This window comes from Elioraea thermophila (ex Habib et al. 2022) (genome assembly GCF_003336755.1).
Classification (GTDB): Bacteria; Pseudomonadota; Alphaproteobacteria; order Acetobacterales; family Acetobacteraceae; genus Elioraea; species Elioraea thermophila.
On the sequence record NZ_QMDI01000002.1, the window covers coordinates 505,681 to 520,201 of the forward strand.

Annotated in this window: 16 protein-coding genes; 10 read left to right on the forward strand and 6 right to left on the reverse strand. The window is 68.7% G+C overall.

The window, feature by feature from the left end; translation table 11 throughout:
* Positions 1–5: 5 nt before the first annotated feature.
* On the forward strand, positions 6–395 hold the full coding sequence (locus DWB05_RS04260) for a response regulator (protein ID WP_114375349.1): 390 nt from the start codon (positions 6–8) through the stop codon (positions 393–395).
* Here the strand turns inward: DWB05_RS04260 and DWB05_RS14820 are convergent.
* Together DWB05_RS14820 and DWB05_RS14825 are read right to left on the reverse strand one after the other, a co-directional pair.
* A complete protein-coding gene (locus DWB05_RS14820; RefSeq protein ID WP_198669041.1) occupies positions 378–1,817 on the reverse strand; it encodes a DUF294 nucleotidyltransferase-like domain-containing protein in 1,440 nt (479 codons plus the stop codon). The genes DWB05_RS04260 and DWB05_RS14820 overlap by 18 nt on opposite strands.
* Positions 1,814–2,440, reverse strand: coding sequence for a hypothetical protein (locus tag DWB05_RS14825; protein WP_198669042.1), 627 nt, complete (start codon positions 2,438–2,440; stop codon positions 1,814–1,816). The genes DWB05_RS14820 and DWB05_RS14825 overlap by 4 nt, the downstream gene beginning before the upstream one ends.
* 155 nt (positions 2,441–2,595) lie before the next feature.
* Between DWB05_RS14825 and DWB05_RS04270 the strand changes: the two genes are divergently transcribed.
* The 5 genes from DWB05_RS04270 (at position 2,596) to DWB05_RS04290 (ending at position 6,090) form a co-directional block, all read left to right on the forward strand.
* Positions 2,596–2,904: a DUF4212 domain-containing protein gene (locus DWB05_RS04270; protein ID WP_198669043.1), complete on the forward strand. Its 309-nt coding sequence runs from the start codon at positions 2,596–2,598 to the stop codon at positions 2,902–2,904.
* A 10-nt stretch (positions 2,905–2,914) separates the two neighbouring features.
* Positions 2,915–4,939, forward strand: coding sequence for a sodium:solute symporter family protein (locus DWB05_RS04275; protein ID WP_114375353.1), 2,025 nt, complete (start codon positions 2,915–2,917; stop codon positions 4,937–4,939).
* Positions 4,940–5,007: 68 nt separating this feature from the next.
* Positions 5,008–5,331 (forward strand): YggT family protein, encoded by a 324-nt coding sequence (locus DWB05_RS04280; protein WP_114375356.1) that lies wholly within the window; start codon positions 5,008–5,010, stop codon positions 5,329–5,331.
* Between the two features lie 5 nt (positions 5,332–5,336).
* Positions 5,337–5,663: a hypothetical protein gene (locus tag DWB05_RS04285; protein ID WP_114375358.1), complete on the forward strand. Its 327-nt coding sequence runs from the start codon at positions 5,337–5,339 to the stop codon at positions 5,661–5,663.
* 34 nt (positions 5,664–5,697) lie between these two features.
* Positions 5,698–6,090, forward strand: coding sequence for a hypothetical protein (locus DWB05_RS04290; protein ID WP_114375360.1), 393 nt, complete (start codon positions 5,698–5,700; stop codon positions 6,088–6,090).
* A gap of 4 nt (positions 6,091–6,094) precedes the next feature.
* Here the strand turns inward: DWB05_RS04290 and DWB05_RS04295 are convergent, their stop codons facing one another.
* The 4 genes from DWB05_RS04295 to DWB05_RS04310 all read right to left on the reverse strand — a co-directional run bounded on the left by DWB05_RS04295 (position 6,095) and on the right by DWB05_RS04310 (position 10,093).
* Positions 6,095–6,832 (reverse strand): hypothetical protein, encoded by a 738-nt coding sequence (locus DWB05_RS04295; RefSeq protein WP_114375363.1) that lies wholly within the window; start codon positions 6,830–6,832, stop codon positions 6,095–6,097.
* 7 nt (positions 6,833–6,839) lie between these two features.
* Positions 6,840–8,258, reverse strand: coding sequence for a TRAP transporter large permease (locus DWB05_RS04300; RefSeq protein ID WP_114375365.1), 1,419 nt, complete (start codon positions 8,256–8,258; stop codon positions 6,840–6,842).
* On the reverse strand, positions 8,255–8,869 hold the full coding sequence (locus DWB05_RS04305) for a TRAP transporter small permease subunit (RefSeq protein WP_114375367.1): 615 nt from the start codon (positions 8,867–8,869) through the stop codon (positions 8,255–8,257). Before DWB05_RS04305 ends, DWB05_RS04300 begins: the two co-directional genes overlap by 4 nt.
* 75 nt (positions 8,870–8,944) lie before the next feature.
* Positions 8,945–10,093: a TRAP transporter substrate-binding protein gene (locus DWB05_RS04310; RefSeq protein ID WP_114375369.1), complete on the reverse strand. Its 1,149-nt coding sequence runs from the start codon at positions 10,091–10,093 to the stop codon at positions 8,945–8,947.
* Positions 10,094–10,324: 231 nt separating this feature from the next.
* Between DWB05_RS04310 and DWB05_RS04315 the strand changes: the two genes are divergently transcribed.
* The 4 genes from DWB05_RS04315 to DWB05_RS04330 all read left to right on the forward strand — a co-directional run bounded on the left by DWB05_RS04315 (position 10,325) and on the right by DWB05_RS04330 (position 14,521).
* Positions 10,325–10,798: a MarR family winged helix-turn-helix transcriptional regulator gene (locus DWB05_RS04315; RefSeq protein ID WP_232818378.1), complete on the forward strand. Its 474-nt coding sequence runs from the start codon at positions 10,325–10,327 to the stop codon at positions 10,796–10,798.
* The gene (locus DWB05_RS04320) at positions 10,795–11,604 is read left to right on the forward strand and encodes a ferredoxin--NADP reductase (protein ID WP_114375373.1); all 810 of its coding nucleotides are present in this window, start codon (positions 10,795–10,797) and stop codon (positions 11,602–11,604) included. The genes DWB05_RS04315 and DWB05_RS04320 overlap by 4 nt, the downstream gene beginning before the upstream one ends.
* Positions 11,605–11,673: 69 nt before the next feature.
* A complete protein-coding gene (gene purH / locus DWB05_RS04325; protein ID WP_114376544.1) occupies positions 11,674–13,251 on the forward strand; it encodes a bifunctional phosphoribosylaminoimidazolecarboxamide formyltransferase/IMP cyclohydrolase in 1,578 nt (525 codons plus the stop codon).
* Positions 13,252–13,270: 19 nt separating this feature from the next.
* Positions 13,271–14,521 (forward strand): NupC/NupG family nucleoside CNT transporter, encoded by a 1,251-nt coding sequence (locus tag DWB05_RS04330; RefSeq protein ID WP_114375375.1) that lies wholly within the window; start codon positions 13,271–13,273, stop codon positions 14,519–14,521.

The following is a 14,521-nucleotide window of genomic DNA, read 5'->3' on the forward strand; positions in this document are numbered from 1 at the left end:
GGCGGATGGACGTGCTGATCGTCGACGACGAGGACGCGCTCCTCCGCTCGCTCGAGCGGGCGACGCGGCTGCTCGGTCACAGCGTCCGCACGGCCTCGGGGGGCGAGCAAGCCTGCGCACGCGCGGCCGAACGCTGCCCCGAGCTCGCCATCGTCGATCTGATCATGCCCGGGATCGATGGCATCGAGACCATCGCCCGGCTGCACCGGCTTTGCCCCGGCTGTCGCTTCGTGATCCTCACCGGCACGCCGCAGGAGGCTGCCGGGCGGACGGAGATCGCGGTGCGACCGAAGCCTCTTGGCCTTGCCGAGTTGCGTGACCTCCTCGGTTCCTCCGCCCCACCCCCGCACGCGGATCGCGCGCCGGCGGGCCGGCTCTCACCACAGGCTCCCTGAGAACGCGGCCACCACCTCCTTCTGGAAGGCGCCGATCCGTTTCAACGCTTCGCGCACGGCCGTCTGCTCCGCCTTCGCGGCACCGCGCAGATCGACCAGCGTTCCGGGCGGGCGGCCCTCCGCCACATCGGCGAGCTGCTGGCGAAGGAGAGCGCCGGCGACATCGCCGAACGCTGCGATCAGCCCCTCCGCTTCGCCCCGCGAGATCGCTCCGACCTCCGCCAGCGCCTCGAGCCGGGCCCGGGTGCCGGTCTCGGCGATGCCGTGCTTCAGGGCAAGCAACCGCGCACTCGCCACCAGCGGCATCAGTCCCGACTTCTTAAGGTCCGTCCGCGCCCCCGGCCCCGCCTCGTCGTCGCGGAAACCGCCCCAGAAGGAGAGGCCGACCGAGAGTTCGCCGAGTTGGCCGGCCAGTGCGGCGAGAAACGCCGGGCGGGCAGCGAGGATGCGCGCGAGTGCGGCGCGCAGTGCGGCGGCGGGTGCGGGGTCTCCCCAAACGGGCCGGAAATCGAAGGCGATGTCGCCGAACAGGAGCGCGACCGGGCTGCGCCGATCGGCCCAGAGGCGAAACTGCTCCCGCCACTCGGCGGCCCGCTTCCGCCACAGCGGGTTGCGCGCCATCACGTGGCCCTTGCAGAGCGGGAAACCGGCGGCTGCCAAGCGGTCGTTGAGGTCCTCAGCGAACGAAATGAACCAGGCATCGATCTCGCCGTGCGCTTCGTCCGGGTAGTCGCCGAGGATGAGCCCGTTGTCCTGATCGGGGGCCAACAGCGATTCGCCGCGCCCGGCCGAGCCCATCACCAGCAGCGTGAACGGGACGGGCGGCGGCGAGGGCCGTGCCGCCAGCGCGCGCTCGACGATGCGGCGGTGCAGATCGATGTTGATCTCGGACACCACCCCGATCACGTCCGCTGCCGGCACGCGCTCATCGAGCAGGGTGCGCGCGAGCTCCGCCTGTGCAGCGCGCGTGGCGGCGAAGCCTCGCTCGTCCTCGGGCTGAGCGAGGCGTTCCACCGCCGCAAGGAGACGGCCCGAGGCGGCGGCGTAGGTCTCGAACCGTAGCAGCATGCCGACCGGCCGGCGATCCGCGTCGAGCACGGGCAGGTGGCGAAGCCCCCGCGTGCGCATCAAGCCGACCGCGCGGTAGAGGTACTCGTCCGGCGCGGCGTGCAATACCGGAGAGGTCATCGCCGCCTGCACAGGGGTGGCGGGATCGAGCCGGAAGGCGACACGACGGACGACGTCCTGTTCGGTCAGGATGCCGACGACGCGCCCCGCCTCATCGGCGACCAGGACGCTCGTCTGTTTCGCCTCCGCCATCCGGCGACAGGCTTCCGCCACGGGGGTGTCGGGCGAGACGATCGGTGGCACCGGCTGCATCGCCGGCGCGACGCGGCCGGAGAACAGCGTGGTCGCGCTCACCGTTCGCCCTCCGCCGCGAGCAGGGCCGAGGCGAGGGCGGCAAGATCGAACCGCCGCTCGAGCTCCTGGTCGGCGGAGACGACGTGCATGCGCAACGCCCCCAGGATGGAGACCGCCTCTCCGCGACGCAGATCGGGGTGAATCGGCAGGGTCTCGAGCAGGATCGGACCGGCCTGCAGCGGCAAGGTGGTTGCGCCGTGTTCGCGCGCCATCTGCAGTCGGGCAAGGGTTGACCGATAGCCTGCGGCCGCCGCCTGCGCCTCGCCGCGCAGATGTTCGGGCGGTTCGGTCGCCGCCAGCGCCTCCTCCGCCATGGCGGCCACGCGATCCGCAAGACGCCCTTCCGCGCCGCGGGCGTGGGGCCTCAGACGGGCTTCCACCAGGGCGGCCACGTCGCCCTGCGTGGCGAAATAGACGCGCCAGCGACAATCCCGGAGTGCCGCGGCGAAGGCGGGCTCGCGCCTCGCCTGTTCCCAGTTCAGGCCCAATTTGACCGCGCAATAGTCGAGCACCGTCTTCTGCGCGACGAACGCGCCCCAACGTGCGATGAAGAGGGCGAGATCGGCCGGCTTGGCGGAACGCTTCTGGCGCACCAGCCGACCGAGTCGGTTGAAAAAGTTCACGGCACCTCTTGGGCTCGTAACGAGTGCTCTTTGCATACCACGGAACGGCATGGTAACTGATGCGTGAGTAATGCCGCAGGCCGCCTTCGCCGGGGGCAGGAGGGGCGCAGCGGCCAGGCAGCGCGCAGGCAGAAGCGCAAGTGGGGAGAGAACGCATGGCTTTGGTTCCTGACGAAGCGCCGCCGACCAAGGCGCCCCCGCCGGTGGAGATCGATCCCCGCAAGGCGGAAGCCTACTGGGCGAAGACCATTCGCCTGATGTGGATCACGCTCGGCATCTGGTTCTTCGCGAGCTTCGTCGTCCATCTCTTCGCGCCGTCGCTGAACCCGATCCACATCCTGGGCTTTCCGCTCGGTTTCTACATGGCGGCGCAGGGCAGCCTGATCATCTACGTGGTCGCCCTGTTCTGGTTCGCCCGCGCCCAAAACAAGATCGACGAAGAGTTCGACGTGGCGGAGGAGTGAGGAAACCACCATGGCCCAGCAACAGGACGCCTTCCTCCGCCAACTGAACAAGATCTACGGCGGCTATGTCGGCGGCTTCGCCGTCTTCGTCTTGATCCTCGCCGGCCTCGAGCAGATCGGCGTTCCCGATCGCGTCATCGGCTACCTCTTCGTCGCCCTGACGATCGGCGTCTACGCCTACATCGGCATCCTCAGCCGCACGATGCAGGTGAGCGAGTACTACGTCGCCGGCCGACGCGTGCCTGCGATCTACAACGGGATGGCGACGGGGTCGGACTGGATGTCCGCCGCCTCCTTCATCGGCATGGCCGGAAGCCTGTACGCCCTGGGCTACGGCGGGCTCGCGTTCATCCTGGGCTGGACCGGCGGCTACATGCTGGTGGCGGTGCTGATCGCGCCGTTCCTGCGCAAGTTCGGCCAATACACCGTGCCGGACTTCCTCGGCGCGCGCTACGGCGGCAACTTCGCACGCCTGATCGGCGTGCTGATCCTGATCACCGCGTCGTTCGTCTACGTGGTGGCGCAGATCGTCGGCGTGGGCATCATCACCCAGCGCTTCCTCGACGTCTCCTTCACCATCGCGGTGTTCATCGGGCTCGCCGGCATCCTGGTCTGCTCGATGATGGGCGGCATGCGCGCCGTCACCTGGACTCAGGTGGCGCAGTACATCGTGCTGATCATCGCCTACCTGATCCCGGCCATCCTGATGTCGACCAAGATCACCGGCGTGCCGGTGCCGCAGATCATGTACGGCGTGGCGCTCGAGAAGATCGAGGCGCTCGAGGCGTCGTTCCGGGCCGCAGGCATGGTGCCGCCGCCGGGCGTGGTCGCCTTCCACACCGCGCCCTTCGTCAATCTGCAGGGGCAGTTCGAGCTGAATCGGGCGATCAACTTCTTCGCCTTGATCTTCTGCCTGATGGTGGGCACCGCTTCGCTGCCGCACATCCTGATGCGCTACTTCACCACGCCCTCCGTGCGTGAAGCGCGTCAGAGTGTCGCTTGGTCGCTGTTCTTCATCTTCCTGCTCTACTTCACCGCGCCGGCCTACGCGGCGTTCGCCAAGCTCGAGATCTACTCGAACGTCATCGGCCAGCGCATCGACCAGCTCCCCGAATGGCTGAAGAACTGGCAGCTGATGTCGCCCTACGGCGTGAACTGGGTGAACATCGTCGACGTCAACCGCGACGGCGTGCTGCAGTGGAACGAGTTCCGCATCCACCCGGACGTCGTCGTGCTGGCGACCCCCGAGATCGCGGGCCTTCCGTACGTGATCGCCGGCCTGGTCGCGGCGGGTGGTCTGGCGGCAGCCCTCTCCACCGCGGATGGGCTCCTACTCGCTCTCGCCAACGCGCTCAGCCACGACATCTACTACCGGATGATCGACCGGCATGCGCCGACCAAGCGTCGTCTCATCGTGGCGCGCGTGCTGCTGATCTCGGTGGCGGTGGTGGCGGCCTATACGGCGGGGCACCTGGGCGCCGACATCCTGTTCCTCGTCGCCTGGGCGTTCTCGATCGCCGCCGCCGGCTTGTTCGCTGCCCTCGTGATGGGCGTGTGGTACAAGCGCACCACCAACGCCGGCGCCATCCTCGGCATGATCGTCGGCTACACGGTCACCTTCGGCTATCTGATCTGGTCGGAGTTCTACGGGCTCAGCCTGATCGAACTCGTCGGCTCGAAGGATGCGATCATCGCCGCCTACCGCCAGTTCGTCGGCATCGCCACGATTTCGGCGGAAGCCAAGGCGCCGATCCAGGCCCTGCTGAACAACACCGCCGCGATCAGCGATGGCCCGCTGCACTCTTGGTTCTTCTGGGCGAACAGCGTGGTGCTGCGCAACCGCGTGGTCGTCCAGCTCTGGGGGATCAACAACATCGCGGGCGGCATCTTCGGTGTGCCTCTGGCCTTCCTGGTCACCTACCTGGTCAGCCAGATCACGCCTGCCCCCTCGAAGGCGATGCAGGAGTTCGTCGAATCGATCCGCATCCCCAAGGGTGGCGTGAAGCTGCTCGACAAGGAGCAGGCGGTCGACTGACCGCCGCGGCACGGCACCGCGCTCGGGGCGAGGCGGGACGCCGCCTCGCCCCTTCGCTTTGACCGGCCATGGACCACCCGCACTTCATCTGGTCCTATCTGCCGTTCTGGGTCGTGGTGTACGGGTTCGCCGTGCTGGCCTGGACCTGCATGGGCCGCTTCGCCCTGCAGGCGTTCTTCGCGCCCGATCATCCCAACTACATCTGGCGCGGCTTCCGCTTCCTCACCGATTTCTGGCTGAGGCTGGTACGGGGCATCACGCCGGCCTATGTCGCGCCCGTCTTCCTTCCCTTGCTCGGTGCGCTCTGGGCCTTCCTGCTGCGCTTCGTCATCGCGCTCGCCATGTTCGCCGCGGGTCTTGCCCCGCGTCTGTCCCAGATGCAGGGAGGCTGAGCGCGATGACGCCGCAAACCCTGTTCGTGCTGACCATGGGTGTCTGTCTTGCGGGGTCGCTCCTGCACATGATCGGCGGATCGATGCTGTTCCGCATCGTCCTCGCCACCGCGCCGCTGTGGTGGCCGGAGGTCTTCGGCTACTATCTCTCCGTTCTCGTCTACGCCTCGTCGCTGCTGATCGCGACCGTCACCCTGATGCTGTCGGGCGTGCCGGCGGCCCTCTACGAGCGGCTGAGCGGCACGCGTGCGGCGACGACGGCCTCGATGACGGTCTGGCTCGTCTCGGCAGTGCTGCTCACGCTGGCGGGATTGGCGCTCGGTTTCGCTTGAGCGCACACTCCGCCCACCTCGGGTGGGGGAGAGCATGGAGCACATCCGAGCGGTGGCCGATCAGACGATCCGGCGGGCCTGTGGGTTCGCGGGCCTCGGCATCGGCGCGACCATGCTCGCCCTCTCCTTCGACGTGGTGCTCGCGTTCCGCGTGGGCGCGGTGCTCACCTCCTTCGTTCTGGTGGCGCTGCTCTATCTCGGTTACCGCGCGCCCCGCTACGACGTGCGGCGGACCGAACTCTGGTCCGTGGTCGGACGGTCGATGCCGCTGTCGCGGGATCGCGTGCAGGCCCTGCTCGGCGGCGTCCTGCGCGAGCGCTACCTGTGGCACGCCGATCGTGCGGCCGCTGTGGCACTCCTGTTCTGGGGTGTGGCGTTCCTGCTCTGGCTGTCGCGGGTGCTGCGCGGCGCTCTCGCTCCGGCCTGAAGCCTCACACCGCGTCGCGCCGTACCGACCCCAAGCGCCTGATCCGAGCCTCCATCGCCTCGTCGGGCAGCGGCGGTGAGAGACCGGCGACGACCAGCACCGCGCCCGCGGGCAAGCCGCCTGCTAGTCTTGCCGCATCGGCAGCCGCGATCAGCGCGCGGGCGCCTTCGATCTCACCGCGCCACACCGTTCCCCCGTCGCCCGCAACGGTGGCAGCGAGCGGCTCCGCAATCGCCTCGCGCCAGCCGGCCCGCGCTGGCTTGCCGAAGACGACGAGGCCGAGCCCCGCCAGATCGGCGAGATGGGAGGGGAGGTCGGGGGGGCCCTTGGTAAACCGCGTTTCGCCGAGATCGAGCGCGACATGCAGCGATGCGAGTCGGCCGAGCGCGAAGCGCCGGCTGTAGGCCCGCTCGCGCGCGGGCAGCGATTCGCCGAGCTGGGCGACGAGGGCAAGGGTGATGGTGCGGCGCTCGCCCCTCGGCACCGCGACCGGCCCGGGCAAGAGCCGCGGCGCAAGGACCGGTCCGAGGGCTTCGCCACCCAGTGCCGGAACCGGGGCGAGCCGCAACCCGACGACCGGCACGCCGAGTTCGCCGATGACGACGGCAGCGATGCGCCGTCCCTGCGCCGCCGTAGTCGGCGCCCAAGACGCGGGAAAGGGCGGCAGGGTGCCACCCTCTTGCACCGCCTCGAGCACGAGCCCGGCGGCCGCCCGCACCGCTTCGGCGGAGAGCCTGGGCATGGTCGCGTCAGTCGAGCGACGGCAGTTGCGGGATCAGGTCGTCGAGGACGCGGAACCCGCCTTCGGGGATCGCCATCGGGTCCTCGCCCGCCGGCAGGGGCGGCGTGGCGTAGAGCGTCTCGGGCAACCAGAGCGCAACCTCGGGAAAGACGTACATCACCACCATGCAGACAATGACGATGGCGACGAAGGGCAGGCAGCCGGCGAAGATCTCCTGGATGCGCACCGAGGGCGGAGCGACACCCTTCAGGTAATAGGCGGCCATCGCGACGGGCGGGGTCATGAACGAGGTCTGCAGGTTGAGCCCCACCAGCACGCCGAAGAAGATCGGATCGATACCGAAATTGTCGAGCAGGGGCAGGAAGATCGGCACGAAGATCAGCACGATCTCGGACCATTCGAGCGGCCAGCCGAGCAGGAAGATGATGAGCTGGGTGAGGATGAGGAAGCCGACCGAGGAGAGGTCGAGATAGTCGACGATGAAGGTCTCGACCACGTGGTGGCCGCCAAGCCAGCCGAAGACGCTCGTGAACACGTAGGCGCCGACGAACAGCCAGCACACCATGGCCGAGGTGCGGGCGGTGAGGAACACGCTCTCCTTCAGCCGCTCCCAGGTCAGCCCGCGATAGGCGGCGGCCAGCAGCAGGGAGCCGAGACTGCCCATCGCCGCCGCTTCGGAAGGGGTGGCGAGGCCGAACAGGATGGCGCCGAGCACGGCGGCGATCAGCACCGCGAGCGGGACGAAGGAGGTGAGCAGGGCGACGATCACTTCGCCCACCGACCCCGCCGCCATGTGCGCCGGCAGCCGGGGCGCAAGCGAGGGGCGGAGCACGGCGAGGACGAGGACATAGACGATGTAGAGCCCGGCCAACAGCAGACCCGGCAGGAAGGCCGCCGCATAGAGGCGCGCCACCGACACGCCCGCCGTCGCGCCGTACAGGATGAACATGATCGAGGGCGGAATGAGAATGCCGAGGCAGCCGCCCGCGCAGGTGATGCCGGAAGCGAGCCGCGTGTCGTAGCCGGCCCGCAGCATGGCCGGATAGGCGAGAAGACCCATGAGCGTGACCACCGCGCCCACGATGCCGGTGGCGGTGGCGAACATCGCGCAGGTGACGAGGGTGGCGATGGCGAGCGCCCCGGGCAGGGCGCGCGAGGCGAGCTGCAGCGCGTGGAACAGGCGATCGAGGATGTTCGCGCGCTCGATGATGTAGCCCATGAAGATGAACAACGGCACGCTGATCAGCACGTCGTTCGCCATCACCGAATAGGTGCGCTGCACCAGCAGGTCGAACACGCGATCGCCAAGGCTGACGTAGCCGAAGCCGATGCCCATCGCCATCAGGGTGAAGGCGACCGGAAAGCCGAACAGCACCACCAGGATGAAGCTGCCCAGCATCACCATGCCGAGGACGGGATCGCTCATCGCGCGGCCTCCGCCTGGGCCTTCGCCCGCGCCGCTTCCGCCGCACGTTGCGCCTCGGCGAGTGCCAGCGCCTTCGTCTCCGTCTCCTCCACGTCGGCGAGCTTGTCGGGCCATACCCCGGTGCGGATCGCGATCACGCAGCGGATCATTTCGGCAACCCCCTGGATCAGCATCAGCGCGCCGCAGAAGGGGATCAGGAACTTGTAGGGCCAGATCAGCGGGCCTGTCGGGCTCACCGAGGAGCGTTCGTTCTGCAGGTAGGACAGTTCGAAAAACTTCCAGCCGAACCAGATCAGAGCGACCATCCCCGGCACGAAGAAGAGAATATAGAGGGGCAGGTCGAGCATCGCCTGCCGGCGGGGGCTCAGGCTGCGGTAGAGGAAGTCGGCCCGCACGTGCCCGTTGCGGCTGAGCGTGTAGGCGCCGGCGAGCATGAAGAGCGCGCCGTACAGCATGTAGGAGACGTCGTAGGCCCAGGATGTCGGTGCGCGGAACAGATAGCGCGCGAATACCTCGTAGCAGATGGCGAGCGTGAGCGCGACGATCGCCCACCCGCCGACCTTGCCGGCGAAGGCACTGAGGCGGTCGATCGCGAGCAGGACGGGCTGCATGCGGGCGGAGATCCTGTCTCCATGCAAAACGCCCGCCCCGGGGTTGCCGGAGCGGGCGCCTGCACGTCGCGGCGTTCAGCCGCGGGCGAAGAAGTGGTTGAAGGCGAGCACCGATGGCGCCTCGTTGCGCAGGAAGTAGGTGCCGGTGGTGCGGCACCAGGCGCGCTGGCTGTCGCAGACCTTCTTGAAGAAGGGACCTGCAGCGGGCGAGGAGGTGTCGGCCTCGAGGCGCGCCACCACGCGGTCCCACGCCTGCAGCTGGGCCTCCAGGATCGGCCGCGGCGTGGTGATCGCGCGCACGCCCTGCTGCTGCGTCATCGCGATCAGGTCCTTCGGGTAGCGGTCCTGCAGCTTCCACGACATGTCGGCCGAAGCGGCTTCCGCCGCGTGGCGGATGACCGCCTTCAGCTCGTCCGGCAGTTCGTCGAACTTCGTCTTGTTGAACAGGATCTCGAAGGTCTCGGTGTGCTGGTGGAAGGACTGCAGCATGTAGACCTTGGAGACATCGGGGAAACCGAGCGCGCGGTCGGAGGAGGGATTGTTGAACTCCGCGCCGTCGATCACGCCACGCTCCAGAGCCGGCACGATCTCGCCACCGGGCAGGGCGACGACGGCGGCGCCGAGCTCGTTGAACAGATCGGTGGCGAGGCCGACGGTCCGATACTTCAGTCCGCGCAGCTGATCCACACGCTCAATCGGGTTTTTGAACCACCCCAGCGGTTGGCAGGGCATGGGGCCGCTCTGGAAGCCGACCACGTTCAGCTTCAGGATGTCCTGGATGAGCTCGTCATAGAGCTCGCGCCCGCCGCCATAATGGAACCAGCCCAGGTAATTGTTGGCATCGCGGAACCACGGCGGCGCGGTACCGAACAGGCTGAAGGCCTTGTTGCGCCCGAACCAGTAGGCGGAAACGCCGTGGCCGCCATCGAGCGTGCCCGCATGCACGGCATCGATCAGCTGGAAGGCGGGCACCACCGCCCCTGCCGGAAGCAGCTCAAGACGAAGCCGCCCCCCTCCCATGTCGTTGACACGCTTGACGAAGTCGCCGGCGAATTCGTGGAAGATGTCGCGCGACGGCCAGGTGGACTGGAAGCGCCACGTCACCGTCTGGGCACGACTGACCTGCGGTGCAGCCAAGGTGCCGGCGGCCACCACCGCGCCGCCGAGCGCGGCACTCTTGAGAAAGCCGCGCCGGTTCGCGCGGGGCATTCTGGTTTCGGTCATCTCGTCTCCCTCCCTGGATCCGGCCGGAGAAGCCGCACACCGCGGCATCACCGGGCGAGGCTGGTGACTTGGGTCAAACCACAGCGCCCCGTTGCCTGCAAGACTCTCCTCGGGGACACGACGTTCCAAATACCATCGTAGGCTGCTTCGATGTGCCCAGTCTTGGCCTTTGACAACCCGAGGTTTTTGCGAGATCATTTGTACACGAACGAATGCGAGATCGACCCGTCCGTGACCACCGCCGCCTCCGAGAGACTGGACACCGACCGCGACCGGTCCGCCGCCGATGAGTATGTGCTGGAACGGCAGGTGGGTCACCTGCTCCGTCGCGCCCATCAGCGGCACGCCGCGCTGTTTCAGGAGCGGATCGGCTCGGCCGCACTGACACCGATGCAGTGGGCCGCCCTGTTTTCGCTCGTCCGGCACGGGCCAACGACGCAGAACAGGCTCGGGCGGCTCACCGCCATGGACCCGGCGACCATCCAAGGCGTGGTGCGCCGCCTGGTCGCGCGCGGCCTGGTCGTCCGCTCCGCCGACCCCTCCGATCGCCGCACCCGCCTGCTCGCCGCCACCCAGGCGGGCCACGCGCTCGTCACGGCGACGCTGCCGATCGCGCGCGAGATCAGCGATGCCACCCTCGCTCCGCTCGATGAGGCGGAACGCGCCCTCTTCCTGAAACTCCTGACCCGGATGGCCTTCGCATGAGCACGGACGTCCTGCAGACCCGCCTCGAACCGACGGGCACCCTCCTCGTCGAGACGGTGACCTCCGTCCACCACTGGACCGAGACGCTGTTCTCCTTCACCGCCACGCGGGATCCGTCGTTCCGCTTCGAGAACGGCGAGTTCACGATGATCGGCATCCGGGTGGACGGCAAGCCTCTCCTCCGCGCCTACTCCATGGTGTCGGCGAACTGGGAGGACCAGCTCGAGTTCCTCTCCATCAAGGTGCCGAACGGGCCGCTGACCTCGCGGCTGCAGCACATCCGCCCCGGCGATCAGGTCTACATCGGGCGCAAGCCGACGGGCACGCTCGTCGTCTCCTACCTCCTGCCCGGCCGCACCCTCTTCCTGTTCGCCACCGGAACGGGTCTCGCCCCCTTCATGGCCATCATCAAGGATCCCGAAACCTACGCCCGCTTCGACCGCGTGGTGCTCACCCACACCTGCCGGTTCGAGCGCGAACTCGCCTACCGCGACCGGATCACCAAGGAGCTCCCCGAACACGAGTTCCTCGGCGAGGAGGTGCGGGCGAAGCTCGTCTACTACCCGACGGTGACGCGCGAGCCGTTCCACCGCCAGGGCCGCATCACCACCTTCATCGAGGACGGCACCCTGTTCCGCGACCTGGACAGGGGCGGCTTCGACCCCGCTCAGGATCGCATCATGATCTGCGGCGGGCCCGACATGCTGGCGGAACTCCGCGCCATCGCCGAACGCGAAGGCTTCGAGGAAGGATCATCGGGGCGCCCCGGCACCTACGTCATCGAGAAGGCCTTCGTCGAGAAGTAGGGCGGAAGGCACAGCGACGCTCGCCAAGAGCCCCTTCTGCCGCGGCGCGGTTCCGCTATGGTCCGCGCCATGACCGAATCCGTCGTTCCCGTTCGCCGCGCCCTTCTTTCCGTCTCCGACAAGACGGGATTGGTCGAGTTCGCCCGTGCACTTGCCCGGTCCGGCGCCGAACTGATCTCGACGGGCGGCACCGCGCGTGCCCTGCGCGAGGCGGGGCTCGCCGTCACCGAGGTATCCGCTGTCACCGGTTTTCCGGAAATCCTGGAGGGGCGGGTGAAGACCCTCACTCCCCAGATCCATGGCGGCATCCTCGCGCGCCGCGAAAAGCCCGATCATCTGGCCGACCTCGATCGCCACGGCATCGCACCGATCGACTTGGTTGCCGTCACCCTCTACCCATTCGAGGACACCGTGCGCGGGCGCGCTCCCTTCGCCGACTGCATCGAGCGGATCGACATCGGGGGCCCAGCGATGATCCGTGCGGCGGCGAAAAACCATGCCGCGGTCGCGGTGGCCACCGACCCATCGCACTACGCACGGATCGCCGAGGAGGTCGCGCAGCACGGCGGCACCACGCTTGCCACACGGCGGCGGCTCGCACAGGAAGCCTTCGCGCGCACGGCAGCCTACGACGCCGCCATCGCCTCCTGGTTCGCCGACCAGGAGGGCGTGCTGTTCCCCCCTCGCCTCACCTTCGGCGGTACCCGCGTGCAGACGTTGCGCTACGGCGAAAACCCGCACCAGGAGGCCGCGTTCTACGTCACCGAAGCCCGGCCCGGTGTCGCCACCGCCGTGCAGGTGCAGGGCAAGGAGCTCTCCTACAACAACATCGCCGACACCGACGCCGCCTATGAATGCGTGGCCGAGTTCGACGACCCGGCGATCGTCATCGTCAAGCACGCCAACCCGTGCGGGGTGGCGGCAGCACGCACCCTCGCCGAGGCGTGGGAGAGGGCGCTGCGGTGCGATCCCGTCTCGGCCTTCGGCGGCATCGTCGCCGCCAACCGTCCGCTCGATCGCGCCGTGGCCGAAAGGATCACCGCCATCTTCACCGAGGTGGTGATCGCGCCCGACGCGACCGAGGACGCCAAGGCCGTGTTCGCCGCGAAGAAGAATCTTCGCCTTCTGCTCGCGGGCGGGCTGCCCGACCCGGCCGCCCCGGGGCTTGCCTTGCGCACCGTCTCGGGCGGCTTTCTCGCCCAGACGCGCGATGCCGCGCGCATCGATCGCGCGGGCCTGCGCGTGGTGACGAAGCGCGCGCCGACGGAAGCCGAGCTCGCCGACCTGATCTTCGCCTTCCGGGTCGCCAAGCACGTCAAGTCGAACGCCATCGTCTATGCGAAGGACCAGGCGACCGTCGGCATCGGGGCGGGGCAGATGAGCCGGGTCGACTCCGCGCGCATCGCCGCCTGGAAGGCAGCCGAAGCCGCGAAGCAGGCGGGCCTCGGCGAGAGCCTCGCACGCGGGTCCGTCGTCGCCTCGGATGCGTTCTTTCCCTTCGCCGATGGGCTGATCGCCGCGGCCGAGGCAGGAGCCACCGCCGTGATCCAGCCCGGCGGCAGCGTGCGCGACGCCGAGGTGATCGCCGCCGCCGACGAACGCGGCTTGGCGATGGTGTTCACCGGCACGCGGCATTTCCGCCACTGATCGAGGGGCCGGAGGCGGCGTGACGGCGCAGATCGCCTCGGCGTTCGGCCTCCTCCTCCTCGTCGCCGTCGCCTGGGCTTGGGGGCTCGTCGCCACCCGGCGCTGGGCCGCGCCTCCGTGGGGCGCGATGGCCTTCGGGATCGCTCTCCAACTCGGGCTGGCCGCGCTCGTTCTCTCGCTGCCGCCCATCCGCTCCGCCCTCGGTGCGATCGGTGCTGCCATCGACGCCCTGCAGCGCGCAACCGAGTCGGGCACCGCCTTCGTCTTCGGCTATCTCGGCGGCGGCCCTCTCCCCTTCGCCGAAACCGCGCCGGGTGCCTCCTTCATCCTCGCCTTCCGCGCCCTGCCCTTGATCCTGGTCGTCGGCGCGCTTTCGGCCTTGCTTTATCGCCTCGGCGTGCTGCCGTTGCTCGTCGGCGCGCTCGCCCGCCTCCTGCGCCGCGGTTTCGCGCTCTCGGGTGCTGCGGGCTTCGCCACCGCGGCCAACGTCTTCGTCGGCATGGTCGAGGCACCGCTGCTCGTGCGCCCCTATCTCGCGGGGCTGTCGCGGCCCGAGCTGTTCGTGGTGATGACGGCCGGCATGGCGACGATCAGCGGCAACACCCTCGCGATCTACGCCGTCTTCCTGCGCGATGCCCTGCCCGACGCGGCCGGGCACCTGCTCACCGCGAGCGTGATCAGCGCGCCCGCCGCGGTCCTCGTCGCGCGACTGATGATGCCGGCCGAGGCCGCGGTCGATCGCGGGCCGGAGAGCACTCCCACGCAGCCCTATGCGAGTGCGATGGAGGCGATCGCGCGCGGCACGGCGGAAGGGCTCGCCATCATGCTCGGTGTGATCGCCTCGCTGATCGTCTTCGTCGCCCTCGTCGCGCTGGCCAACGAGGCGATCGTTCCGCTCACCGGACAGACCCTGCAGCACTGGGCTGGGCTGGCGATGCACCCCGTCGCCTTCGCCCTCGGCATCCCGTGGGCGGAGAGTGCGGAGGCCGGCCGCCTGCTGGGGCTGAAGACCATCATCAACGAGTTCGTCGCCTATCTCGAGTTCGCGCGCAGTGGCGAAACGATGTCGGAAAGGAGCCGGATCATCCTCGCTTATGCGCTCTGCGGCTTCGCCAACCCGGGCAGTCTCGGCATCATGCTGGGCGGGCTGATCGCGCTCGTGCCCGATCGGCGCGACGACATCGCGCGCCTCGGCGTACCGGCGGTGGTGGCGGGAACCATCGCCTGCCTGATGACCGGTGCTGCGGTCGGCGTGCTCACGCCCGGCTGA